The sequence below is a fragment of the Ktedonobacter sp. SOSP1-85 genome (assembly GCF_016587415.1).
GTDB lineage: Bacteria > Chloroflexota > Ktedonobacteria > Ktedonobacterales > Ktedonobacteraceae > Ktedonobacter.
Genome location: NZ_BNJI01000001.1, coordinates 1,474,660 through 1,491,671 on the forward strand (window position 1 = coordinate 1,474,660; position 17,012 = coordinate 1,491,671).

15 protein-coding genes and 1 riboswitch are annotated in these 17,012 nt (G+C 53.7%); of the genes, 8 read left to right on the forward strand and 7 right to left on the reverse strand.

What is annotated here, in order from left to right; all coding sequences use genetic code 11:
* Window positions 1-144 precede the first annotated feature (144 nt).
* From KTE_RS06340 to mtnA, 6 genes are all read right to left on the reverse strand, one after another.
* Complete coding sequence (locus KTE_RS06340; RefSeq protein ID WP_201379613.1) at window positions 145-1,296, reverse strand: acyl-CoA dehydrogenase family protein; 1,152 nt, start codon at window positions 1,294-1,296, stop codon at window positions 145-147.
* Window positions 1,297-1,569: 273 nt separating this feature from the next.
* A complete protein-coding gene (metK, locus tag KTE_RS06345; protein WP_201372378.1) occupies window positions 1,570-2,814 on the reverse strand; it encodes a methionine adenosyltransferase in 1,245 nt (414 codons plus the stop codon).
* Between the two features lie 310 nt (window positions 2,815-3,124).
* A riboswitch (SAM riboswitch) is annotated at window positions 3,125-3,265 on the reverse strand.
* Window positions 3,266-3,517: 252 nt separating this feature from the next.
* Window positions 3,518-4,786, reverse strand: a complete 1,269-nt coding sequence (gene ahcY / locus KTE_RS06350; protein ID WP_201371478.1) for an adenosylhomocysteinase — start codon at window positions 4,784-4,786, stop codon at window positions 3,518-3,520.
* A gap of 90 nt (window positions 4,787-4,876) precedes the next feature.
* The gene (locus tag KTE_RS06355) at window positions 4,877-5,815 is read right to left on the reverse strand and encodes a PfkB family carbohydrate kinase (RefSeq protein WP_201379615.1); all 939 of its coding nucleotides are present in this window, start codon (window positions 5,813-5,815) and stop codon (window positions 4,877-4,879) included.
* Window positions 5,816-5,870: 55 nt separating this feature from the next.
* Window positions 5,871-6,497: an HD domain-containing protein gene (locus tag KTE_RS06360; protein ID WP_201379617.1), complete on the reverse strand. Its 627-nt coding sequence runs from the start codon at window positions 6,495-6,497 to the stop codon at window positions 5,871-5,873.
* Between the two features lie 152 nt (window positions 6,498-6,649).
* Complete coding sequence (gene mtnA, locus KTE_RS06365; RefSeq protein ID WP_201379619.1) at window positions 6,650-7,759, reverse strand: S-methyl-5-thioribose-1-phosphate isomerase; 1,110 nt, start codon at window positions 7,757-7,759, stop codon at window positions 6,650-6,652.
* Between the two features lie 448 nt (window positions 7,760-8,207).
* On the opposite strand from mtnA, the gene KTE_RS06370 reads away from it, so the two are divergent.
* The 5 genes from KTE_RS06370 (at window position 8,208) to KTE_RS06390 (ending at window position 13,674) form a co-directional block, all read left to right on the forward strand.
* A complete protein-coding gene (locus KTE_RS06370; protein WP_007906236.1) occupies window positions 8,208-8,744 on the forward strand; it encodes an RNA polymerase sigma factor in 537 nt (178 codons plus the stop codon).
* Window positions 8,741-9,340 (forward strand): anti-sigma factor, encoded by a 600-nt coding sequence (locus KTE_RS06375; RefSeq protein WP_201379621.1) that lies wholly within the window; start codon window positions 8,741-8,743, stop codon window positions 9,338-9,340. The genes KTE_RS06370 and KTE_RS06375 overlap by 4 nt, the downstream gene beginning before the upstream one ends.
* Window positions 9,341-9,807: 467 nt before the next feature.
* Window positions 9,808-11,481: a cell wall metabolism sensor histidine kinase WalK gene (locus KTE_RS06380; protein ID WP_201379623.1), complete on the forward strand. Its 1,674-nt coding sequence runs from the start codon at window positions 9,808-9,810 to the stop codon at window positions 11,479-11,481.
* A 56-nt stretch (window positions 11,482-11,537) separates the two neighbouring features.
* Window positions 11,538-11,930, forward strand: coding sequence for a response regulator (locus KTE_RS06385; RefSeq protein ID WP_201379625.1), 393 nt, complete (start codon window positions 11,538-11,540; stop codon window positions 11,928-11,930).
* A gap of 241 nt (window positions 11,931-12,171) precedes the next feature.
* Window positions 12,172-13,674: a leucyl aminopeptidase gene (locus KTE_RS06390; protein WP_201379627.1), complete on the forward strand. Its 1,503-nt coding sequence runs from the start codon at window positions 12,172-12,174 to the stop codon at window positions 13,672-13,674.
* A 115-nt stretch (window positions 13,675-13,789) separates the two neighbouring features.
* Here KTE_RS06390 and KTE_RS06395 read toward each other — a convergent pair whose 3' ends face one another.
* Window positions 13,790-14,749, reverse strand: a complete 960-nt coding sequence (locus KTE_RS06395) for an ABC transporter permease (protein WP_201379628.1) — start codon at window positions 14,747-14,749, stop codon at window positions 13,790-13,792.
* Between the two features lie 400 nt (window positions 14,750-15,149).
* On the opposite strand from KTE_RS06395, the gene moaD reads away from it, so the two are divergent.
* From moaD to KTE_RS06410, 3 genes are all read left to right on the forward strand, one after another.
* A complete protein-coding gene (gene moaD, locus KTE_RS06400) occupies window positions 15,150-15,422 on the forward strand; it encodes a molybdopterin converting factor subunit 1 (RefSeq protein ID WP_201379629.1) in 273 nt (90 codons plus the stop codon).
* Between the two features lie 30 nt (window positions 15,423-15,452).
* Window positions 15,453-15,866, forward strand: a complete 414-nt coding sequence (locus KTE_RS06405) for a molybdenum cofactor biosynthesis protein MoaE (RefSeq protein WP_201371442.1) — start codon at window positions 15,453-15,455, stop codon at window positions 15,864-15,866.
* Window positions 15,867-16,105: 239 nt separating this feature from the next.
* Entirely contained in the window at window positions 16,106-16,942 is an 837-nt protein-coding gene (locus KTE_RS06410) for a HepT-like ribonuclease domain-containing protein (RefSeq protein ID WP_201379630.1), read from the forward strand.
* The last annotated feature ends 70 nt before the right edge of the window (window positions 16,943-17,012 follow it).

Here is a 17,012-nt window from a genome sequence, read left to right on the forward strand (position 1 = left end):
TTTGTCCCCCCTTCATCTTCCCCCTTCATAACCTACTTCATAAACTTTAAAGAGACATGAAATTGGGGTAGCAAGATGGCCTCTCCAGCAATTGCTGGAGAGGCCATCTTGCGTTTTCTCTTCCAGGTAGATAACGCCTCCTGGCTAGCAGCCAAGCTCCTTGGCAATCAGCATACGCTGCACCTCGCTTGTCCCCTCGCCAATCTCGTTGATCTTGACGCTGCGCCAGTAGCGCGACACAGGATATTCATCCATAAAGCCGTAGCCACCATGGATCTGTACCGCCTGGTCTGCCGCACGCTTGGCCGTCTCGGACGCAAAGAGCTTGGCCATTGAGGCCTCGCGCCGATAGGGCTTCCCTTGCATATGCAGCCACGCGGCTTTATAGTACATCAGGCGTGCCAGTTCAATCTCCATATCCATGTCGGCAAGCTTAAACTGAATGGCCTGATACGCACTAATCGACTTGCCAAACTGCTTGCGCTCTCTGGCGTAACTCAGCGCCTCATCCAGGCAGGCCTGGGCCAGGCCAACTGAGAGAGCCGCAATCGCGACACGCCCCGCATCCAGGATTTGCATAAATTGTTTGAAGCCATCGCCACGCTTCCCCAGGATATTCTCTTCGGGAACCATGCACTCCTCAAAAGAAAGCGGGCGGGTATCCGAAGCCTTCCATCCCATCTTCTTATATGGATTCCCGATAACATAGCCAGGCGTACCCTTTGGCACAATCAAGTTGGTGATTTCCTTGCGCCCATCTGGACGTTGACCCGTCACTGCCGTAATCGTCACGCCGCCCGTTATATTGGTTCCAGCGTTGGTAATAAAGACCTTGGAGCCATTGATATGCCACTGGCCATCCTCCTTGAGCACAGCACGCGTGCGCGTTCCGCCCGAGTCAGAGCCAGCCTCGGCCTCCGTGAGGCCAAAGGCCCAGAGCCGTTCACCAGTAGCGAGAGGGAGCAGATAGCGCTGCTTCTGTTCCTCACTGCCAAAGAGATAAAACGGAGTCGCGCCCAGCGAGGTATGCGCCTCCATGGTAATGCCCACCGAGACATCACCACGTGAGATCTCCTCTATAGCTAGACAGTACGAGAGAAAATCCGCGCCCGCGCCACCATACTCCTCAGGAAATGGCAGTCCCAGCAGGCCCAGCTGCCCCATTTTGCCAACCAGTTCATAAGGGAACTGGCCAGTGGCGTCCATCTCCTCCGCGCGCGGCTTAATCTCCTGCTCTGCGAATTCGCGACAAGTATCACGTATGGCTATCTGCTCGTCGTTGAGTGTAAAGTCCATACCATTGGTTCCTTTCTTGCAACATAGCTGCCTTCAGTAGAGCGTAGCAATCTCTACCAAGATCATATTATATCCGATTTCAGCAAAGCGTTGTTGCTTTCACCCCACCTACTTCGCGCCTGTAGCGCTCGGAGGTAAGAGAGAGTGGCCTGGCAAGTGGGCGTCTGCCCACTTGCCAGGCCACTCTCTCTTACCAAAAAGAAAAGAAGGCGAGAGTGCCTACAGGACCATTACCTGTAGGCACTCTCGCCTTCTTTTTAAGTGCAAGAAAGCTTAGGAGAAAGCTTTGTCGCTCTCGATGTTGGCGCCAACGCCCTTACGCAGCATGGGGACTTTGTTTAGCTCTTCCCATGGCGCATCGATGTCGGTTCGCCCGAAGTGGCCAAAGGCCGCGGTAGGCTGATAAATGGGCCGACGCAGGCGCAGGTCCTGGATGATGCCCGCCGGGCGCAGGTCGAAGTGCTCATTGATCAGGCGAATGATCTCTTCGTCCGATACCTTGCCAGTGCCAAAGGTCTCGACAAAGAGGGAGAGCGGACGCGCGACGCCGATGGCGTACGAGACCTGGAGTTCGAGGCGATCAGCCAGGCCAGCGGCAACAATATTCTTTGCGATGTGGCGCGCGGCATAGGCTGCCGAACGGTCGACCTTCGTGGGATCTTTGCCACTGAAGGCACCACCACCATGACGTGCCATGCCGCCATAGGTGTCCACGATAATCTTACGCCCCGTCAGGCCAGCGTCGCCCATCGGTCCACCCAGCACAAAACGCCCTGTGGGGTTCACAAAGATCTTGGTCTTTGAGTCAAGCAGGTGCTCAGGAATAACCGGCTTGATAATATGATCGATCACATCCTGTTGAATCTGTTCGCGATCCACATATTCGGCATGCTGCGTTGAAACGACGATAGTATCTACACGCACAGGCTTGCCATGCTCATACTGGATGGTGACCTGTGCCTTGCCGTCCGGACGTAAATAGGTCATCGGGCCATTGCCGCCCCAGGACTTGCGACGGACCTGCGAAAGCTGGCGCGTCAACTTATGCGCCAGGCTGATTGGCATGGGCATATATTCAGGCGTCTCGTTACAGGCGAAACCAATCATCATGCCCTGGTCGCCTGCGCCAACGCGCTCCAGTTCATCATCGCTGAGATGCAACTGGACATCGCGCGCCTCTAGCGATGCGCTCACGCCCATATCAATGTCGGGAGACTGCTTGCCAATTGATGTTACGACGCCACAGGTGCGATAATCGAAACCATAGTCTGCATTAATGTAGCCGATTTGCTCGATTGTTTTCCTTACAAGTGCAGGCATATCCACCCAGGCGGAGGTCGAGATCTCACCCGCCACCAACACCAGGCCAGTCGTCGTTGCCGTCTCACACGCTACGCGTGCCAGGGGATCCTGCGCGATAATCGCATCCAGGATGGCGTCAGAAATCTGGTCACACAATTTATCTGGGTGCCCCTCTGTGACCGACTCACTGGTAAAAAACGACTTTGGGCTCTCCATAAAATTACTCAAAGGTTGGCACCTTCCTCTCTTACAACAAGGTTCATCTACATGAACGTACGCCAGAAACAGGTGGAATGGTATACAACCAGGGTCACGCCTGTGGGCGCGAGGAGCGACGCGGGATATTTTCTCTTGCCTTATTTCTTCTCCGAAACCCCTGAGCGCGCTTGTCCCCGAATGGGGAAGCGCTAGTCACGCGAGTGGCGCTGCGCCCCCGAATGGGGGTTGGGGTTCGGAATAAGATCTTAGCGAATTGTAGGCATAAAAAAACCCTTGCTTAGCAGGGGTATGGCATTTATGCTCATTCCCCTCATCTTGCGGCTATAAAAAGTCCGCCGGAATTGGCACCCTTCTCCCTCGTCTTGCCTCATTACTCATGACTGCAAAACAAGTTAAGCGGGTTGCCGGGCTTCGTCGGGCCGTGTCCCTCCACCTCTCTTGATGAGAGCGATCTCATGCGTATTTTGTTTCATTTTCGAAGTACAGCGCTTCAGCAGAATGCTGCCTGAACGCTTTTTATTAAATTTATTCTACGTCAAAGCTTCAGCCATTGTCAACTATACAAGAGGTAGAACCATCAAATACTCTTCCAGCTCTTGCCTCAGCTCGCAAGCTCGCCTTGGGGTAAGGTATGGGGTGTGGCGCGGGCAATCTGCCCGCGCCACACCCCATACGATATATCCTTAAGAACCTGTAGAGATTAGGTGCCTGACTCCCAGGAGTTGAGATACTTCTCCTGCTCAGGGGTCAGCGTGTCGATGCGAACCCCCATTGACTGGAGCTTCAACCGGGCGATCTCTTTGTCGATATCAGCCGGGATGGTGTAGACGCGAGGCTCAAGGTCCTTGGCAAGCTTGAGCATATACTCAGCACCAAGGGCCTGGTTGGCAAAGCTCATATCCATCACGCTCGCAGGATGACCCTCGGCGGCAGAGAGGTTAACGAGGCGACCCTCAGCCAATAGATAAACGCGGCGGCCATCGCTGTAGGTGTACTCATCAACGAAGTCACGTACGCGGCGCTTGTTGGTCGCCAGCTTCTCTAGCGCGGGGATGTTAATCTCATCATTGAAGTGGCCAGAGTTTGCAATCAACGCGCCGTTCTTCATATGCTCCAGGTGATCCTGGTCGATCACGTTAATGTCTCCGGTGACCGTCACGAGGATGTCACCGATCGCGGCGGCCTCGACCCCAGGCATGACGCGGTAGCCATCCATGACGGCCTCAAGCGCGCGTGTAGGATCGACTTCGCAGACGACCACGTTCGCGCCCAAGCCATGACCACGCGACGCGACACCGCGACCGCACCAGCCATAACCAAAGACGACCAGGGTACGACCCGCGAGCAGCCTGTTGGTCGAGCGAATAATGGCATCCAGTGTGCTCTGGCCCGTACCATAGCGGTTGTCGAACATATGCTTGGTATCAGAGTCATTGACGGCCAGCACGGGGAAGCGCAGCACCTCGGCCTTTTCCATGCTCTTCAGGCGAATGACGCCCGTAGTTGTCTCTTCCAGGCCCGCGACCACATTTTCTACCAGCTCGCTACGCGAGGTGTGCAGGATCGAGACAAGGTCACAACCATCATCCATAGTCATATTCGGCTTGTGATCAAGCGCCGCATTGATGTGGCGATAGTAGGTCTCCTCATCCTCACCCTTGATAGCATAGGTGGGAATACCGTACTCGCTTACCAGGGCGGCCGCGACATCATCCTGTGTCGAAAGCGGGTTGGAGGCGCATAGTACCAGGTCGGCACCACCAGCCTTAAGCGTAATCGCCAGATTCGCGGTCTCAGTTGTGATATGCAAGCAGCCAGACATGCGCACGCCTTTCAGCGGCTGATCTTTGATAAAGCGCTCGCGGATCAGGCGCAGTACAGGCATATCTTCCGCGGCCCACTCAATGCGGTCCTTACCGCGAGCAGCCAGCGAAAGATCCTTTACATCACCACGCGTTGAAATAGCCATTCTATAATTGTTCCCTTCTTAAACAACAGCAAAACTGAATAGTATTGTACAACAAATCGCTTCGATTGGCAGAGAGCCAGGTACAGGTTCTTAGCGCACGTTCCAGTGTGGATCAAAATGCGAATAGGCCACAAGCTCGTTATAACGCTGCTCGATATCCGCTATCGACAATTCGCGCAGACCATTGATACTAAAGTCACTACACGCAAAGGAGCCGATAATGTTGCCATGGACCACTGCACGCTTCATATCTTCCGTGCTATAGGCACCATTGGAACCAGGCTCAACCGTAGAGAGATAGCCAAGAAGGCCGCCCGCAAAGGCATCGCCTGCGCCAGTTGGATCGATGACCTCTTCGAGAGGATAGGCTGGAGCGCTAAAGTAGGTTGCATCCGCGCCAAAGAGGAGCGCGCCATAGCTTCCCAATTTCACCACCAGGTATTTCAAGCCCATATCCAGCAACTGGCGTGCGCCCGCAAGGATGCTCGCCTGCTCAGTATACTGGCGTACCTCTTCCTCACTCATAAGCAGGACATCGACGCGCTTGATGATCTCGGTCAACTCCTGGCGCGCGGTCGTAATCCATAGCTCCATCGTATCTAGCACGGTCAGGCGCGCATTGGGTGCCTGTTCTAAAACCTCCAATTGCAGGGAGGGCTGGATGTTTGCCAGGAAAAGCAGGGGGCTCTGGCGATAGGTCTCTGGAACGACCGGGTGGAAATCCGCGTACACACCCAGTTCAGTGTAGAGCGTATCGCGATGGTTCATATCCAGGTGATAGCGCCCACCCCAGGAAAACGTCTTGCCCTCCTGTATCTGCAAGCCACGGAGATCAATACGATGGCGTTGCCAGAATTCTAAATGCTCGCGGGGAAAATCACTGCCAACGATAGCGACCAGGTTGACTTCGTCATAGAGCGATGCCGCCGTCGCGAAAAAGGAAGCCGCGCCACCCAGGACGCGATCGGCTTTCTGAAAAGGGGTCTCAATAGCATCTAAGGCCACAGAACCCACAACAAGAATCGACACTACTTACAGCCTCCAAAAGAGTTTTCTTCATCAGAGGGGATTGTACCACGTTTTTCTATACAGGCGTAGCATCACTCAAGTGCTCAATCACACCATCGAGAAAGGCCAGTGTGCGGTGAAACTTCTCCTGCGCCATGTCACGGGCTGGGTCAGTCTGCAAGGACTGGTAGAGTTCAATAAAGCGCTCTTCAACATGCCGCAAGACCGCAGCCAGGACATCGCCATTCACCGCGCGATTGGGATAGCGCGCGCCAAACTCAATTAGCGAGGTTACAACCGCCAACCCACTCAAACGCCCCAATTTGTCGGCATCATAGAGAAGACGAGCCTCCACAGGAACGTCCGGATGGGTATCGCTCGTCTGCAAAGTGTGCGTTAGAATGATCTGTTCCACCTTTTGCGTCAGGGCATCAGGAGCCTGTTCGCGCTGCAAGAAAGAGAGAGCCATATCCGCTGACTTGCGATGGTGATCCGCAAAGCCATGCGCAACGTTAGAGATGTCATGCAAATATGCCGATACAACCAGCGCCTCCATATCGATAGGCGCAGCATCTTCTTGTACCTCCAACTGGAGGGCGAGCATTTTACAATTAGCGACTACCGCGCTGGCATAGCGCAATCCCTCACTCCCCAACACCTCTTCCACATACTGCGCGGTCGCATGTACAATATCGGTTTCCATCAGCAGAACCTCCCTATAGTCAATTTATGTATCGCCTTTGATTGTGCTCTGATCTATGCTTCCCAGGTGGGAAGATACGCTGTACCTGCTGGCATGCAGCAGTATTATCATTGCTCATGTTCGCGGAAAAGAGCGCATGTGCCACCCGGTTCTTACTCGGACTTGCTGGACATCATTTCCCGCAGTGAAGTTGTAAAGGGAGCGCGCGCCACACCGCAATCAGTAATGAGCGCCGTTATATATTCATGAGGAGTAACATCAAACGCGGGATTAGCAACCGTGACGTCCCAGGGCGCCACCCGCTCGCCGCGTATGCTCGTAACCTCTTCCGCATTCCTCTGCTCAATCGGGATCAGTTCACCGGATGCAAGCGTCAAATCAACCGTCGAGAAGGGCGCGACGACGTAGAACGGAATGTGATGGGCATGAGCCAGGACAGCCACGCTATATGTGCCTATTTTATTTGCCACATCCCCGTTCGCGGCGATACGATCAGCCCCGACAAAGACCGCCTTGATCCCCCCATGCCGCATAAAATGGCCCGCCATATTGTCAGTAATCAACGTTAAAGGAACCCCCGCTTGCTGCAATTCCCAGGCCGTCAGACGTGCCCCCTGCAACACGGGCCGGGTTTCATCCACAAACACATGCACATGCTTGCCTTGTTGCTGCGCAATATAGATAGGTGCAAGCCCCGATCCCATACCGCTGGTTGCCAGGGCGCCTGCATTGCAATGCGTTAGCAGCGTATCCCCATCCTGAATAAATTGCGCACCCAGCTCGCCCATACGTTTGCAAGAGGCCGCATCCTCATCCGCAATCTGGAGCGCCTCCTGCTGTAACAATTGAGCTAGTTGCCGCAGGGTCTCGACCTGTAGCTCATCAGAAGCACGCCGAGCGCAATCCTGCATGCGTTCCAGCGCCCAAAAGAGATTGACAGCGGTCGGGCGCGTTGCCCCCAGGAGTCGCGTGGCCTTGCCCAATGCAGCATAGGCCTCATGTAAGGGCATGCGCTCACCCTGCTCACGCCACAGGCGTTGAGCCGCCAGCGCCATCCCTAAAGCCGCCGTCACCCCAATTGCAGGCGCGCCCCGCACCTTTAAGGATACAATCGCCTCGGCCACCTCATGCTCATGGCGCAAACGCAGTACATTCACCTGCAACGGTAAGCGACTCTGATCCACCAGGCAGACAGCAGCCCCCTGCTCATCCTCCTCCCACCAGACTGTCCGTATCTGTTGGCGCTGGATTTGACTCTTCATAATGAGGACACAAGCCTCCTTCAAGATATTAGCTGGACACTAGACACCAGGGAGAGTTGCCGGGTATCGAAAAGAGGGAACATACGCCCTCTAAATACACCACCAGGCTCTGCTTTGGCAAAAGCCTAAAAGCTCCCTTAATGTAACGAGAGGGGAAAGTAAGTAAACACTGTCCGCCCAATAGTACTACACCATCATGCCAAAATAGCAGGAAATACCCTAAAGTATGCTACCATGATAGACGAAACATAGCATAACTGCAAGTCTCTTAAGACGACTTTAAACATGTTACTGATTGCAGTAGTTGTCCGTTCCACTAGACAGAAGGATGAAGCCATCCCGACAGGTGTACGCACCTGGTCGTGTTATGTTGCCCATTTATGGATGCTTATCTCTTGCTTGGAACGGACAAGGTGATAATTTGTAGCCATCGAAGGGATAACAACGCATGGCCCGGGTGGAAACAAAGGAATGTACTTGGTCCTTTGAGCAAATCTACGACGAATATAAGACAGCTATTTATAACTATGTCTATCATTTAGTGGGTGACCGCGAACAGGCTGACGATCTAACGCAAGACACGTTCTTGAAGGCCTTTCGCGCCCTTCCTAAAATGGATTCTAATCTCAAATTGTCGGCCTGGCTCTATCGTATCGCGACGAATACCGCTTATGATGCGCTCCGTCGTCGCAAGTTGATTGCCTGGTTACCCTGGCAAGATCTCGATCATGAACCAGCCGATGTTGAGAGCGCGGATCCACAGGAAATTTATGGCACCACTGAGCTGGTACGTGCCGCGCTTCGCCGTATGCCTCAACAATATAGGGCGGCCCTCATCCTCTATACACAGGAGGGGTTCTCCTATAGCGAGATCGCACACACCCTCAACATCGCTGAGAGCGGCGTTAAAATGTACCTATCGCGCGCGCGTCAGTCCTTTCGAGAGCATTATCGGTCCTTGGAACAGGGAGGAGCGGCAAAATGAAATGCGAGCAGGTCAAGGAACTTCTTAGCCCCTACCTTGACGCACAGCTCGCAGCCGATATCTATCAACAGATAACCTGCCACCTTCAATATTGCCGCTCCTGTAGTGAGGCACTTGCGGATTTTCGCTATTTTGATACTCTACTTGCCCGCATCCCGCGCGTCGCACCAGATGCCTCACTCTATGCACACATCTTCACCTCGCCCTCCCGCCAGGTGTCCAGTGGCGCATACGCATCTTCACATACACAGCAGCAAAATACTACCGCAACGTCTCTCCCTCGCTTCGCCAGGGCAGGGCGTCCACACCTCGTCGCCTTACAGGGAGGGCGCGACCACATCCCTTCTGTCACAACACGACGAGCCAACGATGAGCGCGAGGTCAATACCGATAAAGTCGCGCTCCCACCAGGCATCCGCCCTCTGCAACCCATCACACCTTCCCACTTACAACCACAGCATTCCATGAAACCTGGGACCCAACAAGGCCGTCCACTCACCTTGCTGCTGTTTCTTGGGGCACTCTTTCTCTCCTTCCTCGCAGGCCTCCTCATTGGCATTTATCTATGGACGCCCGTACTGAGCCACTTCATCTAAATGGATTGTTTTCGACGTCCGGGAGCCCTACATTCTCTTTGGTTTCTTTCCTTCCTGCATTTGGCAAAACAAGATTCCTGAAGGGAAAGGCTGACGTTATCTTGAAACGTGCAAACCTGCAAAAGAGATTTTTCTGTTTTTTTACGTTTTTCACCCTCTTTAATTACTATTTTCAACGAATTTCTGTAGAAACAGAAATTTGACCTTAAAAGTGATAACTATTTGCGTTCTTATACGTTATAATACATAGGCCTGGGATGGAGAGCGGGGTGTGCGTGAGCAAGCAGATCCACCTCGACGAGCAGCTTGTAGCGTACATCTACTTTTCCGTGAGACCTTTTCCCCATGGGGTCTGCACGCGCACCTTCCTGGAGCTTCGTGTGTGCAAGTTTGCGTACACGTGGTAAGGGGAGGACGAGCTGGCACCCCGTCCTCTCCTTACTTTTCACGGTGTTAGAAGGGGTCGCATGCGTTTTCTATCAAGATTATTCAAGACAAAGTTAATAAATGAACAACGACCAACATCAGCTCCACCCTCAAGTCCACATGATGCATTAGAAGCAGAACATGCCTCCAGTCAGCTTACCCAGTCGCTAGCACATGAAAATCAAGCCATCGTCGAGCAAATGAACCACCTCCTGCTCATGAATGATGCTTTTATTTCGACACTCCATCTTGAGCCACTCCTTGGTGAGATTGTCTCACGCCTGGGAACCATCATGCAGTCTACCCATATCGCGTTGCTGCTCTATGGCCGTGAGATGCCTGTGCCCTGGGCTGTTGCCCACTGGGAGCGCCCAACAACAGAGAACGGTGCACGGGCACAAGCTAGCGCAGGCGTGACTCCATTCAATGGCATACGCTTTGCCCAGGCCAAAAATATTAGCGTCTACGCCGACCCAAATCGCGATATTACGCTTGCCGTCACAACAAAGATGGCCGCCTTGCCCGCGCGTGGTAGCATAGCATATAACATGCCAGAGACCAACACCAATAGCGCTTTCGCGTCTCCGTTCCCCTCATCAGGGGGAATAGAGGCAAGCCGGACTCCCATTCCAGGCTCAGCCCTGCGCGAGCTGGATATGCTCCTGGCACACCTGGTTATCCAGAGTCAGAAAATCACCTATGGCGAGGATGTCACACTCGTCTACCAGGAGAGCCAGGAGCACTGGGCCGAGCTGGCGCTTGAGATGGGGTACCATTCTGTGATCGCGGTCCCGCTCTTGCTCCAGGATCAGGCAATTGGCGCAATAATGCTCTATGCGCAGGAGCCACGGCCTATTCGTAACCACGAAACCTTCCTGCTCAGCTCAGCCTCTATTCAGGCTTCAATGGCCATCCAGAATACGCTGCTCTTCTCCGAACTCAAGGAGAAAAACTCAGCCCTGGAACAGGCAAATCACTTAAAGTCACAATTTCTGGCCAATGTGACACATGAATTACGCACGCCCCTGCATAGTATTATTAGCTATGGCGCCCTACTGCTGGAAGGCTATGTCGAGGGTGAGCTAAGCTCAGAGCAGGAAGAACACATTCAATTTATGGTCCGGCGCGCCGAAGACCTCTCACACCTGGTCGACGATATGCTTGACCTCTCAAAAATTGAGGCCGACCGCATCGAGATGAAGCCGGAGGCCCTTGAGCTGAACGTTAGCCTGAGCGAAGTCGTCAATCAACTCAAGCCCATGGCGCTCAATAAAGACCTGTACCTTAACCTGGAGTGCGACCCCCAGGTTCCCAAAGTGCTTGCGGACAGCCATCGCCTGCGCCAGATCGTACTCAACCTGGTTTCAAATGCCTTAAAGTTTACCGAAAAAGGGGGCGTGACGATCCATTGCCAGCATATGCCCGAACGCGCCCAGGTCCTGATCTCGGTGCATGACACCGGTATTGGCATCTCGCCAGCCGCCCTGGGATATATCTTTGAAGCGTTTCGCCAGGCCGATGGAAGTACAACGCGCCGCTTTGGCGGTACTGGCCTGGGCCTGACCATTGCGCGAAAACTGATCGAGTTACAGGGCGGGGAAATAGCCGTCGAGAGCATTCCTGGCCGAGGATCAACCTTTGCCTTTACCTTGCCCGTCGCCGCATCCGTTAGCCCGTCTACACACACACCCGAAGCGCAGCGCCCATTGGCGTAAAATCAGAACCAGACAAAAACCATTGACAGACTACACATCAGGAGAGGTAGATAGTGATGTTTAAAAGTACGCCACCAGCCACACCACAACGTACCATCCTCATTATTGAAAATGAGATCTCAAACCGCATCTTGATTGAACGCGTGTTATCGACGCGTGGCTATCGTTGTATCTCGGCCTCCAATGGACGCGAGGCCCTCTCCATTCTTGATCGTGAACACGCCGATCTTATCCTGACTGATCTCTCCATGCCCGTGCTGGATGGCTATCGTACTACCCAGCTCATACGCTCTCGGCCCGACATGCAGCAGATACCCATTATCGCGGTTACTGCCTACGCCTTACATGACGAAGGAGAGGCTGCCCGCGAAATCGGATGCACAGAGTACCTGACCAAGCCTTTCAAGCCACGCCAGCTGCTTGAAATTGTTGAGCGACTGCTTCCCTGAAGAGATAGTCTATAGTAAAAATAAGCGCTTTGACCTTGCGGAAAGCTGGCAAACTGCAATATCATACAGAGTGTACCCATCCCATACATACGCGACAATCTTAGCCGCGGTGTTTATTTGTCCTCTATCGCCCGATTCAGCCTTGAACAGTAGCGATAGCAGAGAAGGCAATCTTCTCGTCTTGCGAACCAGGAGCCAGAACCCGTATCAAGCGACGAGAAGGTTCCTAGAAGGTGTTTGTATGGATCTTCTTGTAACAACCCAATCCTTAAACAAAATCTCAAGCGATGTCCTCGTCATCACGGCCACGCGTGCCACTGGTGAGGCAAAGGGCATCCAGCTCTCCTCCTCCGGACAGGCCATTGACCAGGCCCTGGGTGGCGTCATTAGCGAATGTGGCACAAACGAAGAGTTCAAGGGCAACACGGGTGAACTGCTCTCCATCCACACGCTGGGGAAGCTAGCAGCTAAGCGCATCCTGGTTGTTGGTCTTGGCGCAGCAGAGAAGGTCGAGCCACAGGCGCTACGCAAAATTGGCGCCAGCATCGTCCGTCACCTGCATAGCACCAATGCCCGCAGCGCGACCCTGGCCCTTGCAGAGGGTTCCGCGGTCTCAGAGGCCGCGCAGGCCCTGACCGAGGGTCTTTTCCTCGGTGCCTACGCGTTCCGCAAGTACCAGCAGAATCAGAACGGAGAGCGCAAGCTCAAAGACGTTCAACTACAAACCTCCGAGAGTAATAAAGCTGCCGTCGAAGAGGGCGTGCAGAAGGGCAAGATCTTCGCGGAAGCCACCAACTTTGCCCGCGATCTCGTCAACGAGCCTCCACGCGTCCTGACCCCCACCGAGCTTGCCAACCGGGCCAGCGCCATGGCGCAACAATACGGCCTGGAGTGCGAGATCTTCGACCAGGCGAAGATTGAATCTCTAGGCATGGGTGGCATCCTTGGAGTCACCCAGGGCAGTGTCGAACCACCACACTTCATCATTCTGCGCTACCGTGGCGCCCCTGAGAGCCAGGAGAAGGGTCTGGCCTTCGTCGGCAAGGGCATCACCTTCGATAGTGGTGGCCTCTCCCTTAAGCCCGCTGGCAGCATGGAGACGATGAAGAGCGACATGGGTGGTGCCGCCGCCGCTATCGGTGCCATGCAGGCCATCGCCGCGCTCAAGCCAAAAACCAATGTCACGGCCTTCGTGCCCACCTGCGAAAATATGCCCAGTGGAAGCGCCTTCCGTCCAGGCGACGTATTACGTCTCATGAACGGCAAAACTATTGAGATTCTCAATACCGATGCCGAGGGGCGCCTCATCCTGGCCGATGCGCTCTCCTATGCTTCACAGGAAGGTCATTCACCAATCATCGACCTGGCAACGCTCACAGGTGGTATCGTCGTTGCGCTCGGTAACGTCATGTCGGGCCTCTTCAGCAATGATGAGGGTCTACAGCAGGAGATCATTGCGGCAGGCCAGGCCGTAGGTGAGAAATACTGGGCCATGCCCCTCGACGAGGAATATGGCGAACTGGTCAAGAGCGATATCGCTGACGTCAAACAGACAGGTGGTCGCGGCGCCTCCTCTGTGACGGCGGCCAAGATCCTCGAACATTTTGTGGGCAACGGCGCGAAGTGGGCGCACCTGGATATTGCAGGCACAGCCTTCTCTGAGAACGCCAAAAACATGGAGAAAGGCGGCACAGGCTTCGGTGTCCGCACCCTGACAGAACTGGCCCTCAGAAGCGCACGCTAGGCGCGTCATACGCCAAAATCAGGAAACAAGAGAGGCCCTCGCTCCCTAACATATACGTCAGGGAGTGAGAGCCTCTCTCTGTACCTGACATTTCAGGTACGCGTCTGATCCTTCACTAATCGAGTTTAATGCGTGGATCAACGACGGTGTAGAGCAAGTCAGAGATGAGGTTGCCCAGAACGACACAGGCCGCAACCAGCAACACTGAAGCTTGAATGACAGGATAATCACGGTCGTTAATGGCCTGCAAGCCAGTTGAGGCCACACCAGGGATATTGAAGATCTGCTCAATAAAGAATGTACCAGCAATAACCAGGCCAAAGGCCAGGCCAATCGAGGTCACCAGCGGAATGAGAGCATTGCGGAAGGCGTGACGATAAACGACGACACGCTCAGCCAGGCCCTTCGCACGAGCGGTACGCACATAATCCTGGCGCAGGGTCTCCAGGAGCGTCGTACGCGCGTAACGTGAATAGAACGCAAAACCAACAAGCGCGAAAATGAGAATGGGGAAAAGCTTATACTTGATGTCATCAGGCCCGTACTGCCAGAGTTGGCCCCAGTTTGCCACCGGCCACTGGGCACCAGTCCATTTGTCGAACCAGACAATGCCTACCTGGGCGAAAATGGCAACAATAAACGTTGGCAATGCCCAGCATACCAGGGCGATACTCATCAATAGGGTATCAACCCATTTATTGGCCTTCAAGGCGCTGACGATACCAACAGGAATACCAAGCACCAGGGTAAGTACAGTCCCCCAGAAGCCCAATTCAGACGAGTAGGGGATACCCTGAAGAATCAGTTCAGAGACGGGGCGTCCCTGGGTATGGTAAGAATACCCAAAGTCCAGGTGAACGGCGCCAGTCAAAAAGCGCCAATACTGCTGGTACCAAGGCTGATCCAGGCCATACTGATGTCTTAAGGCCGCATAAAGAACGGGATCCTGGTGCTGACCCAACAGTGCCCGGATGGGGTCGCCAGGAGCAAGATAACCTAGAATGAAGGTAATAAACGAGACGCAGAGAACGACGAAGAGAAATCCAATGAGCCGCTTCACAAGAAATTGAACCATGGTGTACTCCTTTTCGCGGAGGAAAGTACTTTGACAGAGGTGTCGGGCGATGGCCTACAATTTCTCAAATATTTCTATTTGCTGCCATTCACTATATTTACCAGATTTTCTACGTTCTGGCAAGAGAAATTGAGGGAAATAGCCAAACATTTCCTACTAAAAACAGTTGTTGCTTGTAGATTGCTACTATTCTATCAGGCTGGTTCTTTCAATTTATATATACTACGTCTCATAGCAGAACAAACATCACCATTTCTAGCAGAAAGTCATCCTTCATCTCCTCTGGTGTTTGTCTCGGCTTGCTACGCGAGCCGAGGGGTAAGGTGTGTGCGTGGAAAACGGCCATGCGGGCCGTTTTCCACGCACACACCTTACCTTATTTTGTGCTATACTGTGAGCCATGAAAATTCGCATTCGCTATTTTGCCTCCTTACGCGAGGTTACAGGCCAGAGCGACGAGCTACTGGATATGGCCGATGGAACGAGCATCGCTGAGATCAAAAAAAACCTGGTGACGCGCTATCCGCGTTTACAGGACATCCTGGAGCGCTGCCTCTGCGCGCTCAATCGCGCCTATGTCCCGCCGGAGACAGCATTGCATGAGAACGACGAGCTGGTCTTTATTCCGCCTATGGGTGGCGGGAGCGAGCCACAAGACAATGGCGCGTCGTAAACAATCCATCAGAGACGTCAGGAGAGATATATGGAGCCTATTATCCAACTAACCCATGCGCCCCTTGAGCGTGACGCGCTTGTTGCCGCGGTCAGCCATCCCAGCGTAGGCGGCATCGTCGTCTTCGAAGGGGTTGTACGCGACCATGCGCGCGGAAAACAGGTACGCCACCTGGAATATGAGGCCTATGAAGAGATGGCACGCCAACGCATTCAGGAGATTATTGCTGAGGCAGAACAGCGCTGGGGAGTCGAGCGTGTCGCCGTCGCACATCGCTTTGGACGCCTGGAAATCGGAGAGGCCAGCGTGATTATCGTCGTCGCCAGCCCTCACCGCGCCGAAGCCTTCGATGCCTGCCGCTATATCATCGATACGCTCAAAGCCAGCGTTCCTATCTGGAAAAAAGAGGTCGCCACCACTGGAGAGGAATGGGTAGAAGGTTAGCCCCAACCTTCTACCCATTCCTCTCCACATCGCCCCATCGATCTTCCTTCATCCAGAGTATTTCTTCCTGGCATATATCCCCCAAAGCGCCTTTTTTATGGTATATTTTAAGTAAAGAAAACTCCCTTACAATTAACAATGAAGAGTTCAGAGAGTTCAAGGATTTCATTAAAAAAGCCGCCCTGCCGTGTTCGCCAACGACCTGAGACAGGTCCCCGGATGAAACTTGGAGATCGTTGATGAACTTATTCGAAAAACAGACTCAATTGACTCAGCTCTTTGCGCAGAATCCCGTTAATGCCGCCTACCTGACGGGTTCGCTCTCCAATCGCGCCTCCTTTGGTCAGCTTAGTGATGTTGATATCGCCATTCTGCTCATGGACCAGGTCAAAGCCGATCAGTTTCTCGACTACCAGCTCTACTTCTTCAGCGAGTTGGCCAAACGCCTGGAGTCCGAGAGTATAGATGTCGTCATTCTCAACAAGGCTTCTCTCCTCTTAAAGTCTCAGATCATCAAATATGGTCAGATCCTCTTCAGCCGCGATGAGCGCCAGCGAATCCTCTTCGAGTCGCGCGCCGTCATGGCCTACCTCGACTTTAAGAAATTTGATGAGATACAGAATCAAGCGCTTAGTCGTCGCTTACGTGGCCCCGCACGCCAGCCTGTCGATCCTGAACTTATCCGTCCACCACTCGCAAAACTTAGGGAGGCTATCCGCATTCTACGTAACTTGCAGGCCGAACCACGCGAGACATTCTTAAACGATCATCGCCTCTATGGACTGGCCGAGCGCTACCTCCAGCAGGCAATCGAGAACTACCTCTACATCTGTAGCGTCTTCGTGACCGCAATGGGGCTGCCCAAACCTGATGATTTCCATAATCTACTCAGCAGCCTCGCGGCGCAGCAGCTTATCCCACGCACGTTAGCCTTCCGTCTGGAGTTGCTCACTAATCTGCGCGAAGAGCTGCTTCGCGCGACCTCGCCTCAAACACGAGAGCTGGTCTACGAACATCTCCAGTATCGCCTGGAAACTCTGGAGGAGTTCAGCACCGCAATCGAGGCTAACCTCTAACCTCGCGCCTGGGTAAAAGAAATGAAGCCTCCTGGAAGCATACGGCTTTCAGGAGGCTTCATTTCTTTTA

Coding starts and splice junctions, on each gene's coding strand:
- KTE_RS06405 (WP_201371442.1), top strand. CDS start 15,453: ATGGAGCCTATTATCCAACTAACCCATGCGCCCCTTGAGCGTGACGCG.
- KTE_RS06370 (WP_007906236.1), top strand. CDS start 8,208: ATGGCCCGGGTGGAAACAAAGGAATGTACTTGGTCCTTTGAGCAAATC.
- metK (WP_201372378.1), bottom strand. CDS start 2,814: ATGGAGAGCCCAAAGTCGTTTTTTACCAGTGAGTCGGTCACAGAGGGG.
- KTE_RS06380 (WP_201379623.1), top strand. CDS start 9,808: ATGCGTTTTCTATCAAGATTATTCAAGACAAAGTTAATAAATGAACAA.
- mtnA (WP_201379619.1), bottom strand. CDS start 7,759: ATGAAGAGTCAAATCCAGCGCCAACAGATACGGACAGTCTGGTGGGAG.
- KTE_RS06385 (WP_201379625.1), top strand. CDS start 11,538: ATGTTTAAAAGTACGCCACCAGCCACACCACAACGTACCATCCTCATT.
- ahcY (WP_201371478.1), bottom strand. CDS start 4,786: ATGGCTATTTCAACGCGTGGTGATGTAAAGGATCTTTCGCTGGCTGCT.
- KTE_RS06390 (WP_201379627.1), top strand. CDS start 12,172: ATGGATCTTCTTGTAACAACCCAATCCTTAAACAAAATCTCAAGCGAT.
- KTE_RS06375 (WP_201379621.1), top strand. CDS start 8,741: ATGAAATGCGAGCAGGTCAAGGAACTTCTTAGCCCCTACCTTGACGCA.
- KTE_RS06360 (WP_201379617.1), bottom strand. CDS start 6,497: ATGGAAACCGATATTGTACATGCGACCGCGCAGTATGTGGAAGAGGTG.
- KTE_RS06395 (WP_201379628.1), bottom strand. CDS start 14,749: ATGGTTCAATTTCTTGTGAAGCGGCTCATTGGATTTCTCTTCGTCGTT.
- KTE_RS06340 (WP_201379613.1), bottom strand. CDS start 1,296: ATGGACTTTACACTCAACGACGAGCAGATAGCCATACGTGATACTTGT.
- moaD (WP_201379629.1), top strand. CDS start 15,150: ATGAAAATTCGCATTCGCTATTTTGCCTCCTTACGCGAGGTTACAGGC.
- KTE_RS06410 (WP_201379630.1), top strand. CDS start 16,106: ATGAACTTATTCGAAAAACAGACTCAATTGACTCAGCTCTTTGCGCAG.